This is a genomic window from Yersinia enterocolitica (assembly GCA_002082245.2).
Lineage (GTDB): Bacteria > Pseudomonadota > Gammaproteobacteria > Enterobacterales > Enterobacteriaceae > Yersinia > Yersinia enterocolitica_E.
The window spans coordinates 3,936,076-3,962,810 of record NBTC02000002.1; the positions used below are offsets into that span (position 1 = coordinate 3,936,076).

Below are 26,735 nucleotides of genomic sequence, written 5' to 3' on the forward strand. Positions count from 1 at the left end.
CATGAGTTTGGCGGACACAGCATTGTGCTGTGTCCGATTTTTCTGCAAATTAGCGTATTAACAGGTAAATATTCTCTTCACCGCGCACAATATTCAGTGCAATTACCGCCGGTTTCGCATCAAGGGCTTTGCGCAACTGAGTAATATCCTGAACCCGGACACGGTTTACAGCAATAATCACATCATCTTTCTGCAAACCAGATTGCGCTGCAGGTGAGCCTTTGGTCACGCTCTCAACTTTGATGCCCTTACTGCCCCCTTTTATTTCCCCATTGCTCAGGGATGCACCCTGCAATGATGGCGATAAGGTTTCTGCGCTAGTTGACGTTGGGCTGCTGTTTTCCAGGGTTACGGTGACTTCAAGCGGTTTCCCATCGCGCAGCATGCCAACTTTAATGGCTTTACCTGGCCCCGTGGTGCCCACTTTGGCCCGCAACTCAGCAAAGCTACTGATGGGTTTCCCATCAACAGAAACCAACACATCACCGGCTTTGATGCCTGCTTTAGATGCGGCTGATTTTGGTAGCACTTCACTGACAAAAGCACCACGCTGAGCATCAATATTAAAGGCTTTGGCCATGTCAGCGGTCATTTCGCTGCCACGAATGCCCAATAGCCCGCGCTTCACTTCGCCAAACTCAATCAATTGTTGGCTGAGGTTTTGCGCCATGTTACTTGGAATAGCAAAGCCGATACCGATGTTGCCGCCACCTGGGGCCAGAATTGCGGTGTTAATCCCAATCAATTCACCATTGAGGTTAACTAGCGCGCCGCCAGAGTTACCACGGTTGATGGAGGCGTCGGTCTGGATAAAGTTTTCCAACCCTTCCAAATTCAAGCCACTACGACCCAAGGCTGAAATAATCCCCGATGTTGCTGTTTGCCCCAGACCAAATGGATTACCGACAGCAACGGCAAAATCACCCACTCGCAGGTTATCGGAATCGGCCATTTTAATCGCGGTCAGATTTTTGGCATCGGTTAACTGCAATAACGCGATATCGGTTTGTTCATCACGTCCTAGCAGCTTCGCATCATATTCACGACCATCATTGAGCTGAACGCGAATTTTATCCGCATTATTGATAACGTGGTTGTTTGTCAGCACATAGCCTTTTTCGGCATTAATGATAACACCCGACCCTAACCCCTCGAATGGACGGCTGCTTTCTTTACCGGCGGGTGCATTCGGGCCAAAGAAGAATTTGAATTCTTCTGGCAAACGTTGCTGTTGTGCCTGTGTTCCTGACACATGAACACTGACTACCGCGGGCAAAACTTTTTCCAACATCGGTGCCAGGCTAGGGACTGCCTGCCCTGCTACTGCCGCTGGGAGAGCTGCTGCGTTCACCATTGGAACAGACGCGAGACCTAAGCCGACACTCAATGCCAGCGCACTAAGAAATAATGACTTTTTCTTCATTGATTTAAACTCTCTCAATACCTAACGGTGAATGAATAGGATGGATGGCTGTTACAGGCCCGTTGTAAATTAAGACTCTGGATTAGCTAAAAAATTCACTTATTTCAAAAGGCTACTGCTGTCCTAAATATAAGCATCCTAAGATATGGCTTGATATAAGGCTCGCTATGAAGCAATTCAAGGAGAGGTAAGTATAGAAGTGTAAATGTACTGACCACGGTAATGTGAGATACACCCCACCGTAGTCAGTATGATAGCTAAACGTGTGCTTAATCGCGGGTCTGATGCTCCGGGCGTAATAACCCCGATGCGCCTTCAGAGTAATCCCGAGGTGGCATTTTTACCGGTGCCTGATCATTATCTGCTTCAGATTCAGTCAGACGGTAGCGGAACGGGTTATCTTGCAGTGGCAAGTCCGGTAATAAGTTATTGGAGCTTTTCGCCATATGTTGGTAGAGCTGGCGATAGTCGCGAGCCATATTATCCAACAACTCAGCACTGCGGGCAAAATGCCCAACCAGTTCCTGACGGTATTCTTCCAAATCAGTTTTGCTTTTCTCCAGCTCATTTTGCAGCACTTGCTGCTGACGCAATTTGCGGTTGCCAAAGCGCATAGCCACCGCGCCAATCACGATACCAACAACCAACCCAATAAGCGCATACTCCCAGGTCATGATGACTCCTTTTTTGACTTCATTGTTCAGCAGGACTTTTTCACTTAATAATACCCACTATAACCGTTAACCTTGTCGGAGTGGAATCCTGATGCAACTTTGCTTATGGTTATCAGGCTTTCTTCGCAGTGGCAGTGTCGGTAAATGCGGCGATTGCCCGATAAATCAGCAACAAAGTCGCGCAAAAAGTAGATAACTATTTTATCAGGGATTGTTGATAAACATGCAACCAAGTACACCTACAGCACTTTACCAGCAGGCACTTGATGCTGGCGACTACCAACCTGATGAGGTACAACGGCGTGCTGTAGCACGGTTGGATAGGCTTTATCAGGAACTAAATCAACGCCAGAGTATAGCGCCGACCAGCACGAGTCTGCGCGGGCGGCTGAACCGTTTGATTGGGCGAGCTGTACCCCGGACCCCCATACGACCCGCCCAGGGGCTATATATGTGGGGCGGTGTTGGGCGGGGTAAAACCTGGCTGATGGATCTGTTTTTCCACAGCTTGCCGGGTGAGCGCAAGCTGCGACTGCATTTCCATCGTTGTATGCTACGGGTACATCAAGAACTGACTGAGCTGCAAGGTCATGAAAATCCGCTGGAGATTATTGCCGACGGTTTCAAAGCGCAGACTGATGTGCTGTGCTTTGATGAGTTTTTTGTCTCGGATATTACTGATGCCATGTTACTGGCGACATTGCTGGAGGCACTCTTTGCCAGAGGTATCACGTTGGTTACCACCTCCAATATTCCACCGGATAATTTGTATCATAACGGTTTACAGCGTGCCCGCTTCTTGCCAGCCATTGAATTGATTAAACAGTATTGTGATGTGATGAATGTCGATGCGGGGATTGATTACCGCCTGCGGACCCTGACTCAGGCAAATCTTTATCTGACGCCCTTGAATCCACAAACTGAACAGGCGATGGACGATATTTTTGTCAAACTGGCCGGTAAAGAGGGGGACCAAGCGCCGATACTGGAAGTAAATCATCGGCCATTGCCTGCTATTTGTTCAGCACAGGGTGTTCTGGCGGTAGATTTCCATACATTGTGTGAAGAAGCCCGCAGCCAGTTGGATTACATTGCGCTATCCAAACTCTATCACACGGTATTACTGCACAACGTCCACCGCATGGAGACGCGAGATGAGAATACGGCCAGGCGTTTTCTGGCACTCGTGGATGAGTTTTATGAACGGCGGGTAAAATTGATTATTGCGGCAGAAGTATCAATGTTCGATATTTATTGCGGTGAGCGCCTTAAATTCGAATATCAACGCTGTTTATCGCGGTTACAAGAGATGCAAAGTGAAGAGTATCTCTCTTTACCGCATCTGCCATAGGGATAATCTGCACGACCGTTATTCACTTCTGACCCGCTAAAATGCTATTCTGTGGTGGGCGATTTTCCTTCGCCCTAACTTAACATGTTTAATTTATACCTTTCTCGTCAAAAACAGTTCGATTTTTAACGTCGACTTCTCTATAATCTTGCGACCCCACGTTACAACAAAGTTTTTTTCCCAAAAACTTTGATAGTGCCGGCATTGGCTATTCGAAGGGGTAGGTTTGCTGGACTGATGGTCGTGTGAGCCTCAACTGTTTTTGAACGTTTGGGTGTTCACCAACGTGTAACTTATTAATTGGGTAAGCTTTTATAATGAAAACTTTCACAGCGAAACCAGAAACTGTAAAACGTGACTGGTATGTTGTTGACGCGAACGGTAAGACCTTAGGTCGCCTCGCTACTGAACTGGCTAGTCGCCTACGCGGCAAGCACAAGGCGGAATACACCCCGCACGTTGATACTGGTGATTACATCATCGTTCTGAACGCAGAAAAAGTTGCTGTAACCGGTAACAAGCGTACAGACAAGATTTATTACCGTCATACCGGCTACGTCGGTGGTATCAAACAAGCGACCTTTGAAGAGATGATTGCCCGCAGTCCTGAGCGTGTGATTGAAATCGCGGTTAAAGGCATGCTGCCGAAGGGTCCGCTGGGCCGTGCAATGTTTCGTAAACTTAAAGTTTACGCAGGTACTGAGCACAATCATGCGGCGCAGCAACCGCAAGTTCTGGACATTTAATCGGGATTATGGCAATGGCTGAAAATCAATACTACGGCACTGGTCGCCGCAAAAGTTCTGCTGCACGCGTTTTTCTTAAGCCGGGTAGCGGTAATATCGTTATTAACCAACGTAGCATCGAAGAGTACTTCGGTCGTGAAACTGGCCGTATGGTTGTTATGCAACCGCTCGTACTGCTAGATATGGTTAGCAAGTTTGACATGTACATCACTGTTAAAGGTGGTGGTATTTCTGGTCAAGCTGGTGCTATCCGTCACGGTATTACCCGTGCACTGATGGAATATGACGAGACTCTGCGCCCAGAACTGCGTAAAGCTGGCTTCGTAACGCGTGATGCGCGTGAAGTTGAGCGTAAGAAAGTGGGTCTGCGTAAAGCACGTCGCCGTCCACAGTTCTCCAAACGTTAATTTTTTGCCTTTATGGCATCAGATTAATGGCAAAAACCCGGTGTCTCACCGGGTTTTTTTATGCCTGAAAAACCACTTTCCATAGCATCACATATTATATTTTCGTTGCTAAACCGTTGTCTGATAAACAATTAATCACGAAATCGCAGCACCATCCCCACAAAACATGCAAAATCTGGTAAACTATCACCCACTTTTGTGCCTGTTCGGCGAACTGTTGGCGTCCGTGTATCTCCCTGGCTGAATAACTATCTCGACCAAGGCTTATTTACGGCAACAGCTGTCGAGATGACGAACCGGCGGTAAAACGACTCAGGATAGCAACCTAACCGTGGGCTATTCGCACTGTTTTCTAGATAATCTTGGAGGTTTTCATGGCTGTCGCTGCCAACAAACGTTCGGTAATGACGCTGTTTTCCGGCCCGACCGACATTTTTAGCCATCAAGTACGTATCGTACTGGCGGAGAAAGGTGTCAGTGTTGAGATTGAGCAGGTTGAAGCTGGTAATCTGCCGCAGGACCTGATTGACCTCAATCCCTACCAGACCGTTCCTACTTTGGTTGATCGCGAGTTAACATTGTATGAATCCCGTATCATCATGGAGTATTTGGATGAGCGTTTCCCTCATCCTCCATTGATGCCGGTATACCCTGTTGCACGTGGTAGCAGTCGTTTGATGATGAATCGCATCGAGAAAGACTGGTATTCCCTGATGCATAAGATCGAACAAGGTAATGCTCAGGAAGCTGAAGCAGCCCGCAAGCAGCTACGTGAAGCTCTGTTGTCTATCGCGCCGGTATTTAATGAAATGCCTTTCTTTATGAGCGAAGAATTCAGCCTGGTTGATTGCTATCTGGCTCCGCTGCTGTGGCGTTTACCTGTCTTAGGTATCGAGTTAACCGGTGCTGGCTCTAAAGAGTTGAAGGGTTATATGACACGTGTGTTTGAGCGTGATGCGTTCCTGGCTTCCCTGACTGAAGCTGAACGTGAAATGCACCTGAAAACCCGAGGTTAACTGTTATGGAGATGTCGGATATGTCTCCGCGCCGTCCCTATCTGTTGCGCGCATTTTACGAGTGGTTGATTGATAATCAACTGACTCCGCATCTGGTTGTGGATGTCACCCGGCCGGGTGTTTCGGTGCCGATGGAATTTGCCCGTGATGGGCAGATTGTATTGAATGTAGCACCGCGTGCCGTGGGTAATTTGGAGCTGGGTAACGAGGGTGTAAGTTTCAATGCCCGTTTCGGTGGCGTTCCTCGTCAAGTTACCGTGCCGATGGCTGCGGTAATGGCTATCTATGCGCGTGAAAACGGCTCTGGCACTATGTTTGAGCCTGAAGAAGCTTACGATTCTGATGCTGATGGCAATTTTGAGGCTTTCACAGAGGAAGGCAGCGAGACGGCACCGGCTGAGAACCTGACATTAGTCACTGGTGATACTCAGGTATCACAGGACGATAGTCATTCCCCGGATGATGAGCCACCAAAACCGCCACGTAGCGGTGGTCGCCCAGCATTACGGGTTGTTAAGTAACGAACAACACTGTTCTCTTGCACCAAGCGTTACCATACCCAATAAGGGCGGCATTAGCCGCCCTTATTATTTCTGCCAAATAACCAATAATTAAGACAGTTTTTTCAACTCAGCCAGACAACTATCACGTTGACTCATCATATCGCTATTTCTGATAGTCGATAAGGTATGAGATGCGCGCTGTTGGAAGCTGGCTTTGGCGGCACTGTCTTTGACATCTGCCGGTGCGGTACAAATATCTGATACTGTCAGTGTTTTACTGTCGCTCACCGCTTTTAGTACTGCGGCCGGGTTATAAATCAGTGCAGAAGAGAGTGCCGATTTCACCCCAGCAGTGAAATTCGCATTACCGGCATCGACCAGTTTAGGGGCCATGGCAATCCAGTTGTCATCACCCAGCTTAATATTATTTTCTACCGCAGGCAGTTGCCCCGCTTTTGCCAGCTCGGCTACCACAGCGCGCGCGCCACGCGCCTCAATATTATAACCAACTTCTTGATAATTCAAAGACATAGCCAATGCGCTGCTGCTGATCGCCAGCAAGCCGCCAGCAATAAAAAGTAAGTGAGATTTCATAACAGATAATCCTTTATTTAAAACAAGGCGTAATAATAAGGCTAGCCATGGGGTCAGGCCAAAAAACATAGATACAGAAAGTATAAGTACGGAAAGCATAAACCTATCGGAGCTCGGCCTTTACTATAGCGCTTCAGCTATAAATTGCTGCAAATAAGGTGGTTGAGATTGTTACAAAATCTTGAGTTGAAGTGGATGTGCGTGGAAAAAAAGCAGTAAAAAGGGCTGGATAACCAGCCCTCTAGTGTTAAGTCTATGGCAGGATACTTTTACTGTCAGACTTCCAGATAATTCATGATGCCATCTGCGGCTTTGCGGCCTTCGGCGATGGCTGTCACCACCAGATCAGAGCCACGGACGATATCGCCACCGGCAAAGATTTTCGGGTTACTAGTCTGAAACGCATTATCAGTGCTATCAGGGGCCACTACGCGGCCCTGCTTATCCAATGCCACGTCATGCGCCGCCAACCACTCCATGCTGTGTGGACGGAAGCCAAATGCCATTATGACTGCATCTGCTGGCAGCACATGTTCAGACCCTGGGATCTGCTCAGCCACGCTGCGGCCTTGTGCATCAGGTGCGCCCAGTTGGGTACGAACCATCTTCACACCACAGACGTTGCCGTTGTTGTTAACTTCGATGCTTAATGGTTGCAAGTTGAATTTAAACTCAACTCCTTCCTCACGGGCGTTTTTCACTTCCCGCTTGGAACCTGGCATGTTGACCTCATCACGACGATAGGCGCACACCACATCTGTTGCCCCTTGGCGAATCGATGAACGCACACAGTCCATTGCGGTATCACCGCCGCCCAACACCACGACACGCTTACCTTCCATATTGATATATGGCTCGTGGACGGTCGCATCAAAGCCCATCAACTGCTTGGTATTGGCAATCAGGTATGGCAGCGCATCATAGACACCCGAGGCATCTTCATTTGCCAGACCACCGCGCATCGATTGGTAAGTACCCACACCGAGGAACACCGCGTCATACTCCTTCAGCAGCGCATCCATGGTGATATCTTTACCGATTTCAGTATTGAGTTGGAATTCGATACCCATCTCGGAGAAGATTTTACGGCGCTTAATCATCACTTCTTTTTCCAGCTTAAAGGCTGGAATACCGAAGGTCAGCAAGCCGCCAATCTCTGGATGGCGGTCAAATACCACGGCTTGTACGCCGTTGCGTGCTAATACGTCGGCACAGGCCAGCCCGGCAGGGCCAGCACCGATCACCGCGACACGTTTACCGGTCGGGTGAACATGCGACATATCAGGCTTCCAGCCCATCTCAATGGCTTTATCGCTGATGTAGCGCTCGATGTTGCCGATAGTCACCGCACCGAATTCGTCGTTCAGGGTACAAGACCCTTCGCACAGACGGTCCTGTGGGCACACACGGCCACACACTTCCGGTAAGCTGTTGGTCTGGTGGGCCAGATCCGCCGCTTCCATGATGCGTCCTTCGTTGGCCAGTTTCAGCCAATTAGGAATGTAGTTATGAACCGGGCACTTCCATTCGCAATAAGGGTTACCACAAGACAGGCAGCGGTCTGCCTGTGCTTTGGCCTGGGTTTCCGAAAACGGCTCGTAAATCTCAACAAATTCAATTTTACGGATCTTCAGCGGCTTTTTTGGCGGATCTACGCGCTGTAGGTCGATAAACTGATAAACATTCTGACTCATTTCAACCCCTTACTGCGCTTGAACCCGCAGCTCGGCTGCGGAACGGCTACGGTGGCCCAACAGTGCTTTCACGTCGCTGGATTTCGGTTTAACCAAAGCAAATTTGGTCACCCACTCTGGCCAGTTAGCCAGAATTTCTTCGCCACGGCTAGAACCGGTCAACTGAACATGCTCAGTGATCAGCCCACGCAGATGCTCTTCATGGATTGCCAATTGATCAACATCCAGGACTTCCACCAGCTCAGGGTTAACACGTTTACGGAATTCACCATCTTCATCAAGAACATAAGCAAAACCGCCGGTCATACCAGCACCGAAGTTAATCCCAGTGCGACCCAGTACGCAGACAATACCACCAGTCATGTATTCACAACCGTTATCACCGATACCTTCAACAACGGTGATAGCCCCAGAGTTACGCACGGCGAAACGCTCACCTGCACGGCCTGCGGCGAATAATTTGCCGCCAGTCGCGCCATAGAGACAGGTGTTGCCGACAATGCTGGCCTCATGGCTGCGGAAGTTAGAGCCGACAGGAGGGCGCACTGCAATACGGCCACCGGCCATCCCTTTACCGACATAGTCGTTGGCATCACCGGTCAGGGTTAACTCAACGCCACCGGCATTCCAGACACCAAAGCTTTGACCGGCAGTACCGGAGAAATAAGCTTTGATGGGGTCGGTTGCCAGACCTTGATCACCATGTTTAGTGGCAATCGCGCCCGACAGCGCGGCACCTACGGAACGGTCAGTATTACGGATATCGAAGTAGAACGTCTTGCTGTGTTTCGCTTCAATGTGCGGTTCAGCTTGCGACAGTAACTCTTTGTTCAGTATGCCTTTATCGAACGGAGGGTTACTTTCGGTACAATATAGTGCCTTACCCGGATGTGGCGTAGCGGTTTTCAGCATCGGCGACAGGTCCAGTTTATTCTGTTTGGCTGAGATGCCATCCAGCTCCAGCAGCATGTCAGTACGACCAATTAAATCAACCAGTTGGCTTACACCCAACTCAGCCATGATTTCACGGGTTTCCCGCGCGATAAACTGGAAGTAGTTAACCACCCTTTCAGGCAAGCCGTGATAATGGTCACGACGCAGTTTTTCATCCTGAGTTGCTACACCGGTGGCGCAGTTATTCAGGTGGCAAATACGTAAGTATTTACAACCGAGTGCCACCATAGGCCCGGTACCGAAGCCGAAGCTTTCTGCACCCAGAATCGCGGCTTTAACAATATCGACGCCGGTTTTCAAGCCACCATCCACTTGTAGACGGATTTTATGGCGCAGGCCGTTGGCAACCAGCGCTTGTTGCGTTTCAACTAATCCCAGCTCCCACGGGCAACCGGCATATTTCACTGAAGAGAGCGGGCTGGCACCGGTACCACCGTCGTACCCAGCAATGGTAATCAGGTCGGCATAAGCTTTCGCTACACCGGTAGCAATGGTACCCACGCCCGGCTCAGATACCAGTTTCACCGAAATCAAAGCTTTCGGATTGACCTGTTTCAAGTCGAAAATGAGCTGTGCCAGGTCTTCGATTGAGTAAATATCATGGTGCGGTGGTGGGGAGATCAATGTTACTCCCGGTACGGAATAGCGCAGTTTGGCGATATAGGGTGTGACTTTATCACCTGGTAACTGGCCGCCTTCACCCGGTTTTGCACCTTGTGCCACTTTGATCTGGATAACATCGGCATTTACCAGATACGCCGGTGTCACACCGAAACGACCAGAGGCCACCTGCTTAATACGAGAAACTTTATTCGTACCGTAACGGGCCGGATCTTCGCCACCTTCACCGGAGTTAGAGAAGCCACCCAGACTGTTCATGGCGATAGCCAATGATTCATGGGCCTCCGGGCTAAGTGCGCCGATAGACATTGCCGCCGTATCAAAGCGAGTAAACAGTGATTCAGCCGGTTCCACTTGATCCACCGGGATCGGGGTGCCTTGCGGTTTAATGGCTAACAGATCACGCAGTGTGGCAATCGGGCGCTCATTAACCAGCTTGGCATAAACCTGATAATCGCTGTATTCACCACTGTGAACCGCTTTTTGTAAGGTGCTGACCACATCCGGGTTATACGCATGGTATTCGCCGTTGTGAACAAACTTCAATAAACCGCCCTGATCCAACGGCTTGCGTTTCAGCCAGGCACGTTTAGACAGATTTTGCAGATCCTGTTGGAAATCACTGAAGCTAGCTCCACCGATACGACTGACCACGCCCTGGAAACAGAGATTAGACAAATCACGATGCAGGCCAACCGCTTCAAACAGCTTGGCACAGCGGTAAGAGGCCACAGTTGAAATGCCCATTTTGGACATAATTTTGTATAGGCCCTTGTTGATCCCATTACGATAGTTAAGCATCACATCGCGATACTTCTTATCAATCGCTTGGCTATCAACCAATTTAGCCAATGATTCATAAGCTAAATAAGGGTAAATCGCAGTCGCACCAAAACCGAGCAGCACGGCGAAGTGATGCGGGTCGCGGGCACTGGCAGTTTCAACAATAATGTTGGCGTCGCAGCGTAGATTTTTCTCAACCAGGCGGGTCTGGATAGCGCCGACAGCCATTGGTGCGGGTACCGGCAGGCGGTTAGGGGCGATGGCACGATCAGACAGTACCAGCATCACGGCACCGTCACGGACTTTGCGCTCTGCTTCTTCACATAATCTCAGAACTGCTTGTTCCAGGTCAGTTTCGGCAGGGTCAAAGGTCAAATCCACACGATCAGCACGATAATGTTCCCCTTCCAACGTGGTTAACTGTTGGAAATCAGAGAACAACAGGATCGGCGATTTAAAGCTCAGCCGGTGCGCCTGACCTTCTGCTTCGCAGAACACGTTCATTTCACGACCGATACTGGTCGCCAGTGACATAACGTGTGCTTCACGCAGTGGATCGATGGGCGGGTTGGTGACCTGCGCAAATTGCTGGCGGAAGTAATCGTAAATAATACGTGGGCCGCTGGATAGCACCGCAAATGGGGTATCATCGCCCATTGAGCCGGTGGCTTCCTGACCAATTTCACCCAGCACACGGATGACTTGGTCCAGCTCTTCACTGCTGTAACCAAATTGCTTCTGGTAGGTTTCCAGTGTCGAATCATCTAACTGACGGCTGCCCACCTGATCTTCTGGCAGATCTTCGAACGGCACCAGACGCTTAACGTTCTTCTCCATCCACTCTTTATACGGGTGGCGGCTTTTCAGATCGTTATCCGTTTCGGCTGAATGGAGGATCTTACCGCTGCGGGTATCGATCACCATCAGTTCACCGGGGCCGACGCGACCTTTTTCAATCACTTCATCGGGCTGATAATCCCAGATGCCCACTTCAGAAGCACAAGTGATCAGCTTATCTTTGGTGATAACGTAGCGCGCAGGGCGCAAGCCATTACGATCAAGGTTACAAGCGGCATAACGGCCATCTGACATCACAATCCCGGCCGGGCCATCCCACGGCTCCATATGCATGGAGTTGAAGTCAAAGAAGGCGCGCAGGTCGGTATCCATATCTGGGTTGTTCTGCCAGGCCGGTGGCACTAACAGACGCATGGCACGAATCAAGTCCATACCGCCACTGAGGAACAGTTCCAACATGTTATCCAGTGAACTGGAGTCAGAACCGGTCTCATTGACGAAAGGAGCCGCATCCTGCAAATCCGGGATTAATGGCGTTTTGAATTTATAAGCACGTGCACGCGCCCATTGGCGGTTACCGGCGATGGTATTGATTTCGCCGTTGTGGGCCAGATAACGGAACGGCTGAGCCAGTGGCCAGCGTGGCACGGTATTGGTTGAGAAGCGCTGGTGGAACAGGCAGATTGCCGACTCCATGCGCAAATCAGCCAAATCAAGATAGAAGCGCGGTAGATCCGCAGGCATGCACAAGCCTTTATAGATCGTCACCAGATTAGAGAAACTACATACGTAGAAATCTTTATCTTCTGAAATACGCTTTTCGATACGGCGACGCGCCACAAACAGGCGGCGTTCCATATCACGTGGACGCCAGCCAGCAGGGGCGTTCACAAAAATTTGTTCAATCCGAGGCAGGGAGGAGAGGGCAATTTCACCGAGAACATCCGGGTTGGTCGGCACTTCACGCCAGCCGATAATCGACAGCGTTTCGTTTTGCAATTCTTCTTCTACAATGCGGCGGCTTGCCTTGGCGAGTTCTTCGTCCTGACTGAGAAACATCATGCCTACGGCATAGTTTTTGGCCAAACGCCATCCGCGTTCTTCAGCGACCATCCGGAAAAAACGATCCGGTTTTTGTAACAACAAGCCACAACCGTCGCCGGTCTTGCCATCAGCAAGTATCGCGCCACGGTGTTGCATGCGGGCCAGTGCGTGTATAGCGGTACGCACTACCTTATGGCTAGGTTCGCCTTCTATGTGGGCGATTAGGCCGAAACCACAGTTGTCCCTCTCAAGGGATTTATCGTACAACATATCAGTGAACCTCCCCAGGCTCTGCGAGACTCTCACAAACCGACTCCAGAAGGACATGGTTACATCAGGCGGGGTGGGCTGAGAGCCGCGTATTTCGCGACAAATCTGCTTTTCCGCCCTCCGCCAATGGCCTCTTGTGACGGTTCTCACAAGTGGTATAAGACTTGTTTTAAGAGGGAGTCTTAAATTACTGCATAATTATGACTAGACGTTTGCCCGTCTAGAAAGCTTCCAGCGGACCTCCAACTTAGCGAGAAAGAATACTCAGGTCAAATATAGGCTTAAGATATATCTTTAAGGTAATAAATGGGGTTATCACAATGAAAAATATATATTTATTGGTACTTTTAACCCATCTCATACTCAATGAGATAGGCGTGAAATTGTGAGCTGTCTCACTATAGTGCAATCGACAAATCTCTGCACCATGCTAGTGCTGGCGGGGATGTTAGAATTAAACTCTGCTATTTAAATATTTATTGGTTTATTAAACTATTTTTCACTGAATTGTAATAGAAGCGCTAACAGGTTGGTGGAAATAAGAAAATTTAATCATTGGTCAAGTGATTTTATTTGCATTTATAATGAATGGTTATGCGAGGTTGCACCCAAGGGCGTGGGAGTTGATCTCTGTCATCGCGAATTGCATCGCTAGCGGGTAGCCTTAAGCTCTTTTTGACAGGCAGTGCCAAGATTATGCAGTTGCAGAAATTAGTCAATATGTTTGGTGCGGATTTACAGCGCCGTTACGGTGAAAAAGTGCATAAACTCACGTTGCACGGCGGGTTTAGTTGCCCTAATCGTGATGGAACACTCGGTCGAGGGGGCTGTACCTTTTGTCAGGTGGCTTCATTTGCCGATGAGAACATGCAGCAACAGAGTATTGCGCAGCAGCTAGCGGCGCAGGCAAAAAAAACTAATCGGGCAAAACGTTACCTGGCCTACTTCCAGGCCTATACCAGTACTTATGCAGAGGTTAATGCTTTAGCTGTGATGTATGAACAGGCTTTAGCCGAAGCTGACATTGTCGGTTTGTGTGTGGGAACCCGGCCCGATTGTGTCCCGGATGCGGTATTGGATTTATTGAGTGGTTATCACCAGCAAGGTTATGAAGTCTGGCTGGAGTTGGGGCTACAGACCGCTAATGATAAAACGCTCAAGCGTATTAACCGTGGGCATGATTTCGCCTGTTATCAGCAAACAGCCCGCCGCGCCCGTGCCCGTGGGCTGAAAGTATGCTGTCATTTGATTGTCGGCTTACCCAGCGAAGATAAGCCACAGAATATGGCAACGCTAGAACAAGTGGTGGCAACCGGTGTTGATGGGTTAAAACTGCATCCGCTCCATATCGTGGAAGGTAGCACGATGGGAAAAGCATGGCGGGCAGGGCGGTTGGCGGAACTGGCGTTGGAACAATATGTTGTGACTGCGGGTGAAATGATCCGCCATACTCCAGCGCAGATTGTCTATCATCGGATCTCTGCCAGTGCGCGCAGACCCACGTTGTTGGCCCCGTTGTGGTGCGAGAATCGCTGGACCGGTATGAATGAGCTGAATAATTATATGCTGGCCCATGGCGGGCAGGCCTCTGCTTTATGACCGGCTACTGCGCGTCGCCATACTGAGATTGTGCAGTGCTCAAAATCCTCACGTACTGCGTGTACGCTCCGGTTTTTCCGCGCTGTACGCACTCAGTCTGGCTTAGCTCGCTACGCCGTAAGTTTTGACCCCCGCCTTATTTTGGCTATGCCTACCGTTTATTGGTAGATAATCAGTTTGTTTCCCAATCTCTCACCGTGATTTGCAATCTTTTCCACACTTCTAAGCAAGCCATCTTATCTCTTGGCGGTTTTACGGTATGATTTATACCCTTCGTCCTTGAAGCTACAGAGTTGTTAGCTGCGCTCGCTCACCCGAATCACTTACTTGTAGTTGACCCTACATGAAAAAGCTTATCGGGATTCGCTTGCTGGCTGCCTACCTGCAACTCCAATGACTTTGGGTGTAGATTCCAAGGCATATTCAGAAACACTGACAGGGGTTGCTATGAAGCAAATCAGGGTATTAGCCCAGTACTACGTTGATTTAATGGTTAAGTTAGGACTGGTTCGCTTCTCACTGCTACTGGCCTCTGTGCTGGTGTTACTGGCCATGGTGGTGCAGATGGCGGTGACGTTGGTGCTGAGTGGCTCTGTTGAAACCCTCGATCTGGTACGTTCCATTTTCTTTGGTTTGTTGATTACGCCTTGGGCAGTCTATTTCTTGTCGGTAGTGGTTGAGCAATTGGAAGAGTCGCGCCAGCGCTTATCGCGTCTGGTTGAAAAGCTTGAAGTGATGCGTTATCGCGATTTAGAGCTGAATAAACAACTGACCGAAAATATTGCTCAACTCAATCAGGAAATTGTTGAGCGTGAAAAAGCGGAAAAAGCGCACCTACAAGTGGTTGATAAACTAAAAGAAGAGATGGGGCACCGTGAGCAGGCGCAGGTTGAGCTGGGGCAGCAGTCGGCGTTATTGCGATCCTTTTTGGATGCGTCGCCAGATCTGGTTTATTACCGCAATGAAGATAATGAGTTCTCTGGCTGCAACCGGGCGATGGAGCTGTTGACGGGCAAGAGTGAGAAACAGCTGGTTGGGCTGACGCCCAAAGATGTCTATGCGCCGGATATCGCCGAAAAAGTGATGGAAACCGACGAGAAAGTCTTCCGCCATAACGTCTCTCTTACCTATGAGCAGTGGCTGGTTTATCCCGATGGCCGCAAAGCCTGCTTTGAACTGCGTAAAGTGCCCTTTTATGATCGTGTTGGTAAACGGCACGGATTGATGGGGTTTGGGCGTGATATAACCGAGCGTAAGCGCTATCAGGATGCGCTGGAGAACGCCAGTAGGGATAAGACTACCTTCATCTCAACAATCAGCCACGAGCTGCGTACGCCGCTTAATGGCATTGTTGGCCTAAGCCGTATCCTGCTTGATACCGAATTAGACAGCGAACAGCTAAAGTATCTGAAAACCATTCATGTCAGTGCTATTACTCTTGGGAATATCTTCAACGATATTATTGAGATGGATAAATTGGAAAGGCGTAAAGTCCAGCTTGATAATCAGCCAATTGATTTTACAGGTTTTATGGCAGATCTTGAGAACCTTTCGGGCCTGTTGGTTCAGCCAAAAGGGTTGAAGTTCATTATGGAACCGCAATTGCCGCTGCCGGAGAAAGTGATTACCGATGGCACCCGCTTGCGCCAGATTCTGTGGAACTTAATCGGCAATGCCGTGAAATTTACTCAGCAAGGTAAAATTGTGGTGCGGGTACGGCGTGAGGGGAGTGACCGTTTGATCTTTGAAGTAGAAGATTCAGGTATGGGCATCCCCGAAGATGAACAGGATAAGATTTTCGCCATGTATTATCAGGTGAAAGATCGCAATGGTGGCCGCCCGGCAACCGGTACTGGCATTGGTCTGGCGGTATCTAAACGCTTGGCACAAAGCATGGGGGGCGATATTACGGTGAAAAGTACCCAAGGGGCCGGTTCATGCTTTACCTTGACCATTAAAGCACCTGCGGTGCAGCAAGCCGCGAGTGTGCCATCAGGCGATGACATACCTCTGCCTGCGTTGCATGTATTGCTGGTGGAAGATATCGAGCTGAACGTCATTGTCGCGCGCTCGGTATTGGAGAAATTAGGCAACAGCGTTGAGGTGGCAATGAATGGCCATGATGCACTGGCGATGTTTAAACCTGATGATTTTGATTTAGTGCTGTTGGATATCCAGTTGCCGGATATGAGCGGGTTGGACATTGCGCGCCAAATTCGGGCGGAATATGTGGCAGAGTCATTACCACCACTGGTGGCATTGACCGCCAACGTACTTAAAGACAAAAAAGAGTATTTAGATGCTGGGATGGATGACGTGCTGAGCAAGCCGTTGTCAGTTCCTGCGCTCACGGCGATGATTAAGCAATTTTGGGATCATAAGCCCTCAACCTCGGCGAAAAAACAGGAGCATAAAGTGATGCAAACCCATGAATCGTTACTTGATACTGCAATGCTGGAGCAATACATCGATTTGGTTGGCCCACAATTAATTCATCAAAGCCTGGAAATGTTTGAACAGATGATGCCCAGCTATTTGTCGGTGTTGGACTCAAACATGACGGCACGGGACCAAAAGGGTATTACCGAAGAGGCGCATAAGATTAAAGGTGCTGCCGGTTCTGTCGGTTTGCGTCATATCCAGCAGCTTGCACAGCAGATCCAAACCCCGACACTGCCAGCATGGTGGGATAACGTGCAAGATTGGGTCGATGAATTAAAATTAGAATGGCGCAATGATGTGCAGGTGTTACGTGAGTGGGCGGCGGAAGCTGAAAAAAAATAACCCCGACCGAGGCCGGGGTGCGCGAATACTGCGCCAACACCAGGGAAATCGTCAACCTGCGATACTCGTCATACTTCAAGTTACATGTGCGTTGGCTGATTTCATTCACCCCAGTCACTTACTTATGTAAGCCGCTGGGGATTCGCTCAGTTACCGCCTTCCAGTAATTCGAAATACTTAGGGTATATTATTTCGATTTCGAGTGGATTCGCAGGTTGTAAGGATTCTTCCATACATCATACAAGCAACAACATAGCAAATGTAAGCGCTCTTGTTACAAGATTCATTAAAATTTGTGATAGAGATTCGTCTTTGTCACTAGAACGGGTTAAGCGATTGACAGAGTAAGAAAAGGAGAGGTGTGATGAAAACGGTCGGTGTAGTGCTTAGTGGATGTGGGGTATTTGACGGTGCTGAGATACATGAGTCTGTCTTAACAATCCTGGCATTAGATCGTGCGGGCGCAAGTGTTTTGTTCTTCGCCCCCGATAAACCACAACTGCATGTTATTAATCATGTTACCGGCGAAGAAATGGTCGAGAAACGGAATGTGTTAGTGGAGTCGGCGCGCATTACTCGCGGCCAGATTAAGCCTCTTTCTTTAGCCAATTCAGAGCAATTGGATGCCTTGATTGTACCCGGTGGTTTTGGTGCCGCAAAGAACCTCTGCGATTTTGCAACTCAAGGTTCTGAATGTGTTATTGACCCAGATTTATATAAACTTATTCAATCAATGCATAAGTCAGGTAAACCAATTGGTTTTATGTGTATTGCGCCAGTGATGTTGCCAAAACTGTTGGGTAAACCGATCCGTCTGACAATTGGTAACGATCCCGATACTATTGATGCAATTGAAGTTATGGGTGGAGAGCATGTTATTTGCCCTGCCGATGACGTGGTGGTCGATGCTGAGAATAAAGTGGTCACCACACCTGCCTATATGTTGGCAACATCAATTTCTGAAGCGGCTAAAGGGATTGATAAGTTGGTAACTAAGGTACTGGATTTAACCGAATGACGTTAGCCAGACGCAGATTAAACCAGCTATGGTATTGGGGAAAACGGGGCGTGATCGGCATCGTCACACTGTGGTTGGCGGGCATTTTGATTTTCGCTTTTTTGCCGGTCCCTTTTTCCATGGTGATGATCGAAAGGCAACTGGGCGCCTGGTTGACCGGTGATTTTTCCTATGTAGCGCACTCTGACTGGGTGCCGATGGATGAAATTTCGCCTTACATGGCGCTAGCAGTGATGGCGGCTGAGGATCAAAAATTCCCCGAGCATTGGGGATTTGATGTGGGTGCTATCGAATCGGCACTCTCCCATAATCAGCGCAATCAAAATCGTATCCGAGGTGCCTCGACTTTGTCACAGCAAACAGCGAAAAATCTGTTTCTTTGGGACGGGCGTAGCTGGGTGCGAAAAGGGTTGGAAGTGGGATTGACCGCCGGTATCGAACTGATATGGACCAAGCGCCGTATTCTGACGGTGTATCTCAATATTGCCGAGTTTGGTGAGGGCATTTTTGGTGTGGAAGCCGCTGCACGCCATTTCTTTAATAAACCGGCCAGTAAATTGAGTGCTTCAGAAGCCGCCTTGCTGGCAGCGGTCCTGCCTAATCCACTGCGTTTTAAGGTTAATGCGCCATCAGGTTATGTTATTTCCCGCCAGCAGTGGATTTTACGCCAGATGCGGCAGTTGGGTGGGAAAGACTTCATACAGGCGAATGATTTAGATTAATGGCTTGATGTTTTGGATAGCTAAAAATGGGCCTGGATTTCTCCCGGCCCATAATAGGATTGCTCTTTCTAACTAATTGATTATTTTACAATAGTAAACGCAGTGGTGACGTGCTTAACGCCACTAACCTGGCTGGCAATCTGTGCCGCTGATTGCCCTTCCTGCTGAGTCACCAGACCCAACAAGAACACTTCGCCGTTCTCGGTGGTGACTTTCACATTTGAAGATTTAACTGAATCTGCGGTCAGTAACTGTGAACGAACTTTGGTGGTGATCCAGGTATCCATTGAGGCGGTAGTCAGATCAACCGGCTTGCCTAAGCGCATCTCGTTATACACTTCCGTTGCGCCATCGACACCTGCGGCAATTTGTTTGGCGCGGTTAGACAGCTCTGCGGTTGGCGACTGCCCGGTCAGCAAAACTTTCCCTTGATAAGCGGTCACCACAAAGCGTGTTTGGCTTTTTATCTGCTGATCTTTGCTCAGCGCATTGACGACTCTGGCCTCAAGTGTGCCATCGTCTACCTGAGTGCCGACAGAGCGTGGGTCTGTGGCAGATTTAGTCGCAACGGCTGCGCTGCCGACAACCACGGCACCGACACAGCCTTGCAATAGCAGGGCGCTGAATAGCATGGCAAAAATATAACCAACCTTCATTCGTGCTCCTTTAATCGTCCTGATGAGGAAATAGAGTGTTATCAATTAAGTCACACAAGCAATTCACTGTGAGCATGTGCAATTCTTGAACGCGTGCACTGCGGTGCGAAGGTATACGGATTTCAACATCCTGCTGACCCAACAGGCCAGCCAGCTCACCGCCATCGTAACCGGTAAGGGCAACGATGGTCATATCACGGGTTACAGCTGCTTCGACCGCTTTCACAATATCACGGCTATTGCCACGAGTGGAAATAGCGAGCAAAACATCACCAGCATGGCCGAGTGCTCGTACCTGCTTGGCATAGACCTCATCATGTAAACGGTCGTTGGCAATAGCGGTCAGAACAACATTATCAGCATTTAACGCAATTGCAGGCAGACTTGGTCGTTCTGTTTCAAAACGGTTTATCATGCTGGCGGCAAAGTGCTGCGCGTTAGCCGCTGAAGTCCCATTGCCGCAGCAGAGAATTTTATTGCCGTTGAGCAGTGACTGAACCAACGTCATTGCTGCACGGGATATGGCATCAGGCAAAGCCTCAGCCGCGGCAATCTGGGTTTGAATACTTTCTGTAAAGCAGCCTTTGATTCTATCCAGCACGTTGATTTAATCCACTCAGTAAAATTAATATGCCCTTGGTACTTGAAGCCGCAGGGGTGTTGGCTACGTTCGTTACTCGACTCAGCCAGTGGAGCAATGCAAGTGACGTTAAAAATGGTTTACAACCAATTTGTCATTCTCTTGCCGGCAACCAGCGACTCCAACGTCTTAGGGCATAGCCCGGTAGTAAACCGGAAAAATTGTTAATCCGTATTGAAAGCATTAGGCAGCCACTCTACTTGGCTACCCGTGATGGCAAAAACATCAAAACGGCACGATGTTGTGGCAAAACTGGCGCCTCGCTGTGCCAGCCAAATGGTGGCAGCCCGGAGTAACCGCTGTTGTTTGCTGTGAGTGACGCTGGCAGCAGCGCCACCAAATAGGGCATTACGCCTAAAGCGAACCTCAACAAACACCCAAGTTTCCCCGTCGCGCATAATAAGGTCAATCTCACCACATTGGTAGGTGACATTAGCCGCCTGAAAAATTAAACCAACCCGCTCCAGATAGCTGCGGGCCTGATTTTCGTAATGTGTGCCAGTGTTCCGTTGGCTCATATTCCCTTCGTCCTTGAAGTTGCAGGGGTGTTAGCTACATTCGTTACTCAGCCCGTCCATGGGCCTCGCCTCTGCGAGGCCGCTGCAAGCAGCGTTCAAATCTGTTCCAGACAGATTTGTCACCCGAATCACTTACCTGAGTAAGTTCATCGGGACTCGCTCATTTGCTGCCTACCTGCAACTCCAATGACTTTGGGAATACTCTTTATAATTGAAGTTGCAGGGGTGTTAGCTACATTCGTTACTCAGCCCGTCCATGGGCCTCGCCTCTGCGAGGCCGCTGCAAGCAGCGTTCAAATCTGTTCCAGACAGATTTGTCACCCGAATTACTTTACGCCGCCGGTACTACCATACCTTGACGGTATTGCAACCAAGGCAGCTTACGGGTAATAACACAATCGGCTGATGCCGTTAAATCACCGGTTGTACCGCTGACCTGGAAACCAGGAATTTGGCGCATTTGCGCAAAATGATTCGATAATGTCCACGCATCGATCCCCATGGCGTACAGACGCACCAGCGAATAGTCGTTGGCATATTTAGCCGACGCCTGCTGCATTAGTGCTGGATTAGCACCGGCCATCAATGGAATATCACTAAACTGAATGCCTTCCATCTCCAAACGGTAATCCGGGCCAGCACCGGCCTGATAGCTACGTGAACTGGCAAATAGCGCCGGTTTGCTACGCGAGCTGGTGGCCATATCAATCATTGGTTTAATCAGTGTCAGTTCAGCCGGAGTCGCAATGATATAAACTGCATCAATGTTACCACCAGCGGAAGTGGAAACGACGGGCGCATCTACTGGTGGTGCCGGGATTGTCAGGCCTGCAATGGTGACAGATGCCGGTGCCGCAGCAGGCGTGCCTGAAACGGCAACTGGCTGGCCAGTTAGCCGGATACCCGCACCACTGTTGATAGCTTGTTTCAGTTCAGCAGTTGAACCGAAGTTTTGCTGCAATACTGTTTGCCCACCCTGCTTCTGCCACTCTTCAGCGAAGGCTTTGGCGATACGATCGCCAAAAGTACCGCGCGGGGTCAGCAACAATGGCATTCTTTTCTCCTGTCCCCATAAATGATGCGCGGCATCGCGGGCTTCATCTTCTGGCGATAAGGCGAAGTAACAGATGTTGGGACTGTTAGTACTGGCTTCCGGCTGATTTAATGCCAAAATATTCAATGTACTTGTTGTGGCCTTCAGTTGTTCAACTTCAGGTTTAAGCAGTGGGCCGACAACCAAAGTCGCGCCATCCTGCTGGGCTTGTGCCAGTAATGCCGCAATAGGCTGCGTTGTTGTGTCGTAGACCTTTACCTGTGCATTGTTGGCGGCAACAGGAGCAGCTACCGGCGCCGGTGTGGTAATCGGTGCTACCTCAGCAGGTGTTGCAGCGGCGGTATCAGTTGGCGTGGTTGCTGCTGTATCGGGGGGCGCAGCAGCAGGTGCGGCTACCGGTAACCCATTTTGAGCGGCAGTGAAACCTTGCTGGATAGCATCGGCAAATACCTGTGCCGGGCCACTGAGTGGCAGCAACAGTGCAATTTTCGCCGTCGAGGCCTGGCTGAAGTTACTGATCTGCGTTAATCCCGTTGGCAGGGTTTTCGCTGCCGGGTTTTGAGGATAACGGTTCTGCCAGTCTTTAATAGCGGCTTTCAGTAGCTCGGGATCTTGTTTGTTATCCTGATACACACGCAGTAAATCCAGCCAACCTTGCAGCACGTTTTCATCTGCATTAATCACAATATTGTTCAATTCTTGTGGTGTCAGTTGTGCCAGCGATTGCCAGGTGCCATCAATATTGTCCTGATGGGCTTTATCTTTCAGTAACGGTTCCTGAGCGATAAACGCACGAATCAGTGGCAGAGTGGCTTTACCTTGATTGGCGGCAATTTGCGCCTGATAGAAACGAACTTGCTGGTTAGCCGAGAGTTGGGTCGCATCCAACTTACCAAGAATATCAGCAGCAGCAGGGTTATTTTTCTGCGCAATCAGCAGTTCTGCGGTCAGTAATTGCTGTTCCTGACGTTGCGTATCGCTCAGATTAGCCGGTAGTGTACCGAGCTGTTCTGCCGCCTGAGGCGTTTTCCCTTCACGTAACAGGGCACGAATGGCGAGTAATTGCCAGTCAGCCTTGTTATCATCACCACTCTGTTGCAACTGTTGCAGATAATAATCAGAGTTCGCGCTTGCTTCGTCCTGTATATTTGCGGGTGGCGGCGTCTGTGGCGCTCTGCCTGAACAGGCTGCCAGAATCAGTGCGGCCAGAACTACAGGGACAAGCCCTGCTTTGGAACGAACGAATGTTGAGGAAAGCATACTGTATCCAGTGATGTTTTTTTCAAGATGCTCAATATTAAATCGGTAATTCGGATGAAACAATGAATCAACACGATCGAGCAGTGATTTCTGCATCTACGCTTTATGTGGTACCCACCCCAATCGGTAATTTAGGGGATATTACCCACCGGGCGTTAGAGGTACTGAAAGGCGTTGATTTGATTGCGGCAGAAGATACACGCCATACAGGGTTGTTATTACAGCATTTTGCGATCAACGCCCGCCTGTTTGCACTTCATGACCATAACGAACAACAAAAAGCCGATCATTTGCTGGCGAAACTGCAAGCAGGCCAGAGTATTGCACTGGTTTCAGATGCAGGTACGCCACTTATCAACGATCCGGGCTACCACTTAGTGCGCCGTTGTCGTGAAGCGGGCATCAGGGTGGTGCCACTCCCGGGCGCTTGTGCGGCGATTACAGCACTTTCTGCCGCCGGTATTGCCTCGGATCGTTTTTGCTACGAAGGCTTCCTGCCTGCGAAAACCAAAGGACGTAAGGATACTCTGCAAGCGCTGATTGAGGAACCTCGAACACTGATCTTCTACGAATCAACGCATCGCTTGTTGGAAAGTTTACAGGACATGGTAACCGTACTTGGCCCACAACGCTATGTGGTACTCGCCAGAGAATTAACCAAAACTTGGGAGTCTATCCACGGCGCACCGGTTGGCGAGTTGTTGGCTTGGGTTCAGGAAGATGAAAACCGCCGCAAAGGCGAAATGGTCTTGATTGTCGAAGGACATAAAGTACAAGCCGATGATGCTTTACCGGCCGTTGCGTTACGTACTCTGGCATTATTGCAAAAAGAGTTGCCGCTGAAAAAAGCCGCAGCGTTGGCGGCAGAGATTCATGGCGTGAAAAAGAATGCGCTCTATAAGTACGCACTTGAGCTGCAAGATGGTGCTCAAGAGCAAGCGGAAGATGACATTCAACAGTAATGTGATTATAATCCGCCGCGGAGTTGACCAGACAGTCGCCGCTTCGCTGCCGTCCCTTTCGGGGGGGACAGGTGAAGGGGAGGAAAGTCCGGGCTCCATAGGGCAGGGTGCCAGGTAACGCCTGGGAGGCGCAAGCCTACGACAAGTGCAACAGAGAGCAAACCGCCGATGGCCCGCGTAAGTGGGATCAGGTAAGGGTGAAAGGGTGCGGTAAGAGCGCACCGCACGGCTGGTAACAGTTCGTGGCAGGGTAAACTCCACCCGGAGCAAGGCCAAATAGGGGTTCACATGGTACGGCCCGTACTGAACCCGGGTAGGCTGCTTGAGCCAGTGAGCGATTGCTGGCCTAGAGGAATGACTGTCCACGACAGAACCCGGCTTACCGGTCAACTCCACTCATTCTACAAGACCCCGCTTCGGCGGGGTTTTTGTTTGGTCTTAACGCTTATAGCGTAAGGCATCCACGAACAACGAAAATGCGGTGGTATGCTGTCTGCGGCTCGGATAGTAGAGGTAATAACCGGGGAAAGGCTCACACCACTCTTTCAGCACCCTGATTAGATTGCCACTGGTAATTTTAGCTTTTACCGCATCCTCTGGTACGAATGCCAGACCAAAACCCATGACGGCGGCATCAATGCGTTGTCGCAAACTGTTAAAGGTCAGTTGCCCATCAACACGAACTCTTAATTCATGCCCCTCTTTTTCGAATTCCCACGCATAAAGGCCCCCCATTGTCGGCAGGCGCATATTGATGCAACGATGATTTTGCAGATCTGCCGGAGTGGTGGGTATGCCATATTTAGCCAAATATGAAGGTGAGCCAACGACAGCCATACTCATATCCGGCCCAATCCGTACCGCAATCATATCTTTTGCTACCTGTTCTCCAAGGCGGATGCCGGCATCAAACCGCCCGCTGACAATGTCAGTTAAGGTGTTATCGACCGTGATTTCCACATTAATGTCCGGGTAATCGGCGAGAAATGATTTCAGTACCGGCCAGAGGGTCGAGTCCACGGCATGCTCGCCAGCAGTAACGCGAATATTCCCCGCAGGCCGCTCGCGCATTTCGCTTAAGGCATCCAGCTCACTCTCAATTTCTGCAAAACGTGGTCCCAGACTATTTGCCAGTCTTTCGCCCGCTTCTGTCGGGGCAACGCTGCGAGTCGTGCGGGTCAATAAGCGAAGCTCAAGTCGTTCCTCCAACCCACGAATGGAATGACTTAAGGCCGATTGTGAAACCCCCAGTTTTGCCGCCGCTTTGGTGAAGCTTCGCTCCTTGGCAACCATAAGAAAGGAAATTAAATCGTTAAAATTCTCTTTTAACATCAGTCTCTATACCTGTTTATCTGCCTGTGTGTTCCAGTATAAATAAATTTATGAGTTAAATTCATATACACATGCGCATTTATCCATCTAATCCTCTGCTCGGACATTTGCTACCTTTTTTGCTACCGACATTTATTTAATGAATGCCTCGTAATGACAAATAAATTACAAGTAGGAGTAAAAGAAATGCAAAAGCGCACATTGGGTCGCAGTAATCTCGACGTGTCCGCCATGGGCTTAGGCTGCATGGGGATGAGTTTCAGTTATGGTCCGGCCGCCGATAAACAGGAGATGATCTCTTTGTTGCACAAAGCGGTGGACCTTGGCGTGACATTCTTCGATACCGCAGAGGTCTACGGGCCTTACACCAATGAAGTATTATTGGGTGAGGCGCTGGCACCTCTGCGCGATAAAGTGGTGATTGCGACCAAATTTGGTTTTCAGGCTGATCCGAACGGCGGGCCAAAATGGATCGGTTTAAACAGCCGACCAGAGCATATTAAAAAAGTGGCGGAAGCCTCACTCAAACGGCTGAAAACGGATGTTATTGATCTGTTTTATCAACATCGCGTCGATCCCAATGTACCCATTGAAGATGTGGCCGGTGCAGTACAGGATTTAATCAAAGAGGGTAAAGTAAAACACTTTGGTTTATCTGAAGCTGGGGCGGCGACCATTCGCCGAGCTCACGCTGTTCAGCCGGTAACCGCCCTGCAAAGTGAATACTCATTATGGTGGCGTAAGCCGGAGCAAGAAATCATACCAACGCTGGAAGAACTTGGCATTGGTTTGGTGCCTTATAGCCCACTGGGTAAAGGTTATCTGACGGGTAACATGAATCAATCAACCCAGTTTGCCAGTGATGATTTTCGTAGCACGTTACCACGATTTACTCCCGAAGCCTTGGCCGCTAATCAGGCGTTAATCACCTTGATTCAGCAGGTCGCTCACCAAAAGGGTAGCTCGCCTGCGCAAATCGCTCTTGCCTGGTTGCTGGCGCAGAAACCCTGGATTGTACCGATCCCCGGTACGCGCAGACTGAATCGGTTAGAAGAAAATATTGGTGCGGTGAATGTAGAGTTGACCACTGCTGATCTGCAACAGATTAATAACGCGGCTGCACAAGTAACGATAATGGGTGATCGCTATCCCGAAACATTGGAGAAGCTTACTGGATTGTAATTTGTTCGCTTAATATCAGAGCAGAAATAGAGGCAGGATTGCTACTTTACAGGCCTATACTCTCTAGGTAGCAATTTCCTTGAAACTAACTTTCCCTATACTCAAACCGTTTACCCTCGACGTTTTTTAA

General features: G+C 49.5%; 22 protein-coding genes and 1 other RNA gene. 13 read left to right on the forward strand and 10 right to left on the reverse strand.

The features are described from left to right. Nucleotides 1–49: 49 nt before the first annotated feature. Both A6J66_019485 and A6J66_019490 read right to left on the reverse strand, forming a co-directional pair. On the reverse strand, nucleotides 50–1,423 hold the full coding sequence (locus tag A6J66_019485) for a serine endoprotease DegQ (GenBank protein ID PNM26151.1): 1,374 nt from the start codon (nucleotides 1,421–1,423) through the stop codon (nucleotides 50–52). Between the two features lie 269 nt (nucleotides 1,424–1,692). Further along, nucleotides 1,693–2,097: a cytochrome D ubiquinol oxidase subunit III gene (locus A6J66_019490; GenBank protein ID PNM26152.1), complete on the reverse strand. Its 405-nt coding sequence runs from the start codon at nucleotides 2,095–2,097 to the stop codon at nucleotides 1,693–1,695. A gap of 223 nt (nucleotides 2,098–2,320) precedes the next feature. On the opposite strand from A6J66_019490, the gene A6J66_019495 reads away from it, so the two are divergent. The 5 genes from A6J66_019495 (at nucleotide 2,321) to A6J66_019515 (ending at nucleotide 6,138) form a co-directional block, all read left to right on the forward strand. Beyond that, nucleotides 2,321–3,448, forward strand: coding sequence for a cell division protein ZapE (locus tag A6J66_019495; GenBank protein PNM26153.1), 1,128 nt, complete (start codon nucleotides 2,321–2,323; stop codon nucleotides 3,446–3,448). A 317-nt stretch (nucleotides 3,449–3,765) separates the two neighbouring features. Next, nucleotides 3,766–4,194: a 50S ribosomal protein L13 gene (locus tag A6J66_019500; protein PNM26154.1), complete on the forward strand. Its 429-nt coding sequence runs from the start codon at nucleotides 3,766–3,768 to the stop codon at nucleotides 4,192–4,194. Nucleotides 4,195–4,208: 14 nt separating this feature from the next. After that, nucleotides 4,209–4,601, forward strand: a complete 393-nt coding sequence (locus A6J66_019505) for a 30S ribosomal protein S9 (protein PNM26155.1) — start codon at nucleotides 4,209–4,211, stop codon at nucleotides 4,599–4,601. Nucleotides 4,602–4,975: 374 nt separating this feature from the next. Next, complete coding sequence (locus tag A6J66_019510; GenBank protein ID PNM26156.1) at nucleotides 4,976–5,617, forward strand: stringent starvation protein A; 642 nt, start codon at nucleotides 4,976–4,978, stop codon at nucleotides 5,615–5,617. A 5-nt stretch (nucleotides 5,618–5,622) separates the two neighbouring features. Beyond that, complete coding sequence (locus A6J66_019515; GenBank protein ID PNM26157.1) at nucleotides 5,623–6,138, forward strand: ClpXP protease specificity-enhancing factor; 516 nt, start codon at nucleotides 5,623–5,625, stop codon at nucleotides 6,136–6,138. 90 nt (nucleotides 6,139–6,228) lie between these two features. On the opposite strand, the gene A6J66_019520 is transcribed toward A6J66_019515, so the two are convergent. From A6J66_019520 to A6J66_019530, 3 genes are all read right to left on the reverse strand, one after another. Further along, nucleotides 6,229–6,714 carry a hypothetical protein gene (locus A6J66_019520; protein PNM26158.1) on the reverse strand — a complete coding sequence of 162 codons (486 nt, stop codon included), beginning with the start codon at nucleotides 6,712–6,714 and terminating at the stop codon, nucleotides 6,229–6,231. 275 nt (nucleotides 6,715–6,989) lie between these two features. After that, nucleotides 6,990–8,408, reverse strand: coding sequence for a glutamate synthase small subunit (locus A6J66_019525; GenBank protein ID PNM26159.1), 1,419 nt, complete (start codon nucleotides 8,406–8,408; stop codon nucleotides 6,990–6,992). A 9-nt stretch (nucleotides 8,409–8,417) separates the two neighbouring features. Further along, complete coding sequence (locus tag A6J66_019530) at nucleotides 8,418–12,878, reverse strand: glutamate synthase large subunit (protein ID PNM26160.1); 4,461 nt, start codon at nucleotides 12,876–12,878, stop codon at nucleotides 8,418–8,420. A 696-nt stretch (nucleotides 12,879–13,574) separates the two neighbouring features. Here A6J66_019530 and A6J66_019535 point away from each other — a divergent pair. The 5 genes from A6J66_019535 to A6J66_019555 all read left to right on the forward strand — a co-directional run bounded on the left by A6J66_019535 (nucleotide 13,575) and on the right by A6J66_019555 (nucleotide 19,001). Further along, nucleotides 13,575–14,477 (forward strand): TIGR01212 family radical SAM protein, encoded by a 903-nt coding sequence (locus tag A6J66_019535; GenBank protein ID PNM26161.1) that lies wholly within the window; start codon nucleotides 13,575–13,577, stop codon nucleotides 14,475–14,477. Then, nucleotides 14,452–14,583, forward strand: a complete 132-nt coding sequence (locus A6J66_019540) for an L-asparaginase (GenBank protein PNM26162.1) — start codon at nucleotides 14,452–14,454, stop codon at nucleotides 14,581–14,583. The genes A6J66_019535 and A6J66_019540 overlap by 26 nt, the downstream gene beginning before the upstream one ends. Nucleotides 14,584–14,924: 341 nt before the next feature. Further along, nucleotides 14,925–17,261: an aerobic respiration two-component sensor histidine kinase ArcB gene (locus tag A6J66_019545; GenBank protein ID PNM26163.1), complete on the forward strand. Its 2,337-nt coding sequence runs from the start codon at nucleotides 14,925–14,927 to the stop codon at nucleotides 17,259–17,261. 364 nt (nucleotides 17,262–17,625) lie between these two features. Continuing rightward, on the forward strand, nucleotides 17,626–18,279 hold the full coding sequence (locus A6J66_019550) for an isoprenoid biosynthesis protein ElbB (protein ID PNM26164.1): 654 nt from the start codon (nucleotides 17,626–17,628) through the stop codon (nucleotides 18,277–18,279). Next, on the forward strand, nucleotides 18,276–19,001 hold the full coding sequence (locus tag A6J66_019555; protein PNM26165.1) for a monofunctional biosynthetic peptidoglycan transglycosylase: 726 nt from the start codon (nucleotides 18,276–18,278) through the stop codon (nucleotides 18,999–19,001). The genes A6J66_019550 and A6J66_019555 overlap by 4 nt, the downstream gene beginning before the upstream one ends. An 80-nt stretch (nucleotides 19,002–19,081) precedes the next feature. Here A6J66_019555 and A6J66_019560 read toward each other — a convergent pair whose 3' ends face one another. The 4 genes from A6J66_019560 to A6J66_019575 form a co-directional block, all read right to left on the reverse strand. Continuing rightward, the gene (locus A6J66_019560) at nucleotides 19,082–19,657 is read right to left on the reverse strand and encodes an osmotically-inducible protein OsmY (protein PNM26166.1); all 576 of its coding nucleotides are present in this window, start codon (nucleotides 19,655–19,657) and stop codon (nucleotides 19,082–19,084) included. Between the two features lie 10 nt (nucleotides 19,658–19,667). Beyond that, nucleotides 19,668–20,258 (reverse strand): DnaA initiator-associating protein DiaA, encoded by a 591-nt coding sequence (locus tag A6J66_019565; GenBank protein PNM26167.1) that lies wholly within the window; start codon nucleotides 20,256–20,258, stop codon nucleotides 19,668–19,670. A gap of 203 nt (nucleotides 20,259–20,461) precedes the next feature. Continuing rightward, nucleotides 20,462–20,815, reverse strand: a complete 354-nt coding sequence (locus A6J66_019570) for a YraN family protein (protein ID PNM26168.1) — start codon at nucleotides 20,813–20,815, stop codon at nucleotides 20,462–20,464. Nucleotides 20,816–21,146: 331 nt separating this feature from the next. Then, nucleotides 21,147–23,129: a penicillin-binding protein activator gene (locus A6J66_019575; protein ID PNM26169.1), complete on the reverse strand. Its 1,983-nt coding sequence runs from the start codon at nucleotides 23,127–23,129 to the stop codon at nucleotides 21,147–21,149. A gap of 62 nt (nucleotides 23,130–23,191) precedes the next feature. On the opposite strand from A6J66_019575, the gene A6J66_019580 reads away from it, so the two are divergent. Both A6J66_019580 and rnpB read left to right on the forward strand, forming a co-directional pair. Continuing rightward, nucleotides 23,192–24,091, forward strand: a complete 900-nt coding sequence (locus A6J66_019580) for a 16S rRNA (cytidine(1402)-2'-O)-methyltransferase (GenBank protein ID PNM26170.1) — start codon at nucleotides 23,192–23,194, stop codon at nucleotides 24,089–24,091. A 19-nt stretch (nucleotides 24,092–24,110) separates the two neighbouring features. Continuing rightward, an RNA gene (rnpB, locus tag A6J66_019585) (RNase P RNA component class A) lies at nucleotides 24,111–24,489 on the forward strand. A 40-nt stretch (nucleotides 24,490–24,529) separates the two neighbouring features. Here rnpB and A6J66_019590 read toward each other — a convergent pair. Then, nucleotides 24,530–25,423, reverse strand: a complete 894-nt coding sequence (locus A6J66_019590) for a LysR family transcriptional regulator (GenBank protein ID PNM26171.1) — start codon at nucleotides 25,421–25,423, stop codon at nucleotides 24,530–24,532. Nucleotides 25,424–25,609: 186 nt separating this feature from the next. Here A6J66_019590 and A6J66_019595 point away from each other — a divergent pair, with 186 nt between their 5' ends. Then, complete coding sequence (locus A6J66_019595; protein ID PNM26172.1) at nucleotides 25,610–26,605, forward strand: aldo/keto reductase; 996 nt, start codon at nucleotides 25,610–25,612, stop codon at nucleotides 26,603–26,605. Nucleotides 26,606–26,735: the final 130 nt, after the last annotated feature.

Coding starts and splice junctions, on each gene's coding strand:
- A6J66_019485 (PNM26151.1), bottom strand. CDS start 1,423: ATGAAGAAAAAGTCATTATTTCTTAGTGCGCTGGCATTGAGTGTCGGC.
- A6J66_019490 (PNM26152.1), bottom strand. CDS start 2,097: ATGACCTGGGAGTATGCGCTTATTGGGTTGGTTGTTGGTATCGTGATT.
- A6J66_019495 (PNM26153.1), top strand. CDS start 2,321: ATGCAACCAAGTACACCTACAGCACTTTACCAGCAGGCACTTGATGCT.
- A6J66_019500 (PNM26154.1), top strand. CDS start 3,766: ATGAAAACTTTCACAGCGAAACCAGAAACTGTAAAACGTGACTGGTAT.
- A6J66_019505 (PNM26155.1), top strand. CDS start 4,209: ATGGCTGAAAATCAATACTACGGCACTGGTCGCCGCAAAAGTTCTGCT.
- A6J66_019510 (PNM26156.1), top strand. CDS start 4,976: ATGGCTGTCGCTGCCAACAAACGTTCGGTAATGACGCTGTTTTCCGGC.
- A6J66_019515 (PNM26157.1), top strand. CDS start 5,623: ATGGAGATGTCGGATATGTCTCCGCGCCGTCCCTATCTGTTGCGCGCA.
- A6J66_019520 (PNM26158.1), bottom strand. CDS start 6,714: ATGAAATCTCACTTACTTTTTATTGCTGGCGGCTTGCTGGCGATCAGC.
- A6J66_019525 (PNM26159.1), bottom strand. CDS start 8,408: ATGAGTCAGAATGTTTATCAGTTTATCGACCTACAGCGCGTAGATCCG.
- A6J66_019530 (PNM26160.1), bottom strand. CDS start 12,878: ATGTTGTACGATAAATCCCTTGAGAGGGACAACTGTGGTTTCGGCCTA.
- A6J66_019535 (PNM26161.1), top strand. CDS start 13,575: ATGCAGTTGCAGAAATTAGTCAATATGTTTGGTGCGGATTTACAGCGC.
- A6J66_019540 (PNM26162.1), top strand. CDS start 14,452: ATGGCGGGCAGGCCTCTGCTTTATGACCGGCTACTGCGCGTCGCCATA.
- A6J66_019545 (PNM26163.1), top strand. CDS start 14,925: ATGAAGCAAATCAGGGTATTAGCCCAGTACTACGTTGATTTAATGGTT.
- A6J66_019550 (PNM26164.1), top strand. CDS start 17,626: ATGAAAACGGTCGGTGTAGTGCTTAGTGGATGTGGGGTATTTGACGGT.
- A6J66_019555 (PNM26165.1), top strand. CDS start 18,276: ATGACGTTAGCCAGACGCAGATTAAACCAGCTATGGTATTGGGGAAAA.
- A6J66_019560 (PNM26166.1), bottom strand. CDS start 19,657: ATGAAGGTTGGTTATATTTTTGCCATGCTATTCAGCGCCCTGCTATTG.
- A6J66_019570 (PNM26168.1), bottom strand. CDS start 20,815: ATGAGCCAACGGAACACTGGCACACATTACGAAAATCAGGCCCGCAGC.
- A6J66_019575 (PNM26169.1), bottom strand. CDS start 23,129: ATGCTTTCCTCAACATTCGTTCGTTCCAAAGCAGGGCTTGTCCCTGTA.
- A6J66_019580 (PNM26170.1), top strand. CDS start 23,192: ATGAATCAACACGATCGAGCAGTGATTTCTGCATCTACGCTTTATGTG.
- A6J66_019590 (PNM26171.1), bottom strand. CDS start 25,423: ATGTTAAAAGAGAATTTTAACGATTTAATTTCCTTTCTTATGGTTGCC.
- A6J66_019595 (PNM26172.1), top strand. CDS start 25,610: ATGCAAAAGCGCACATTGGGTCGCAGTAATCTCGACGTGTCCGCCATG.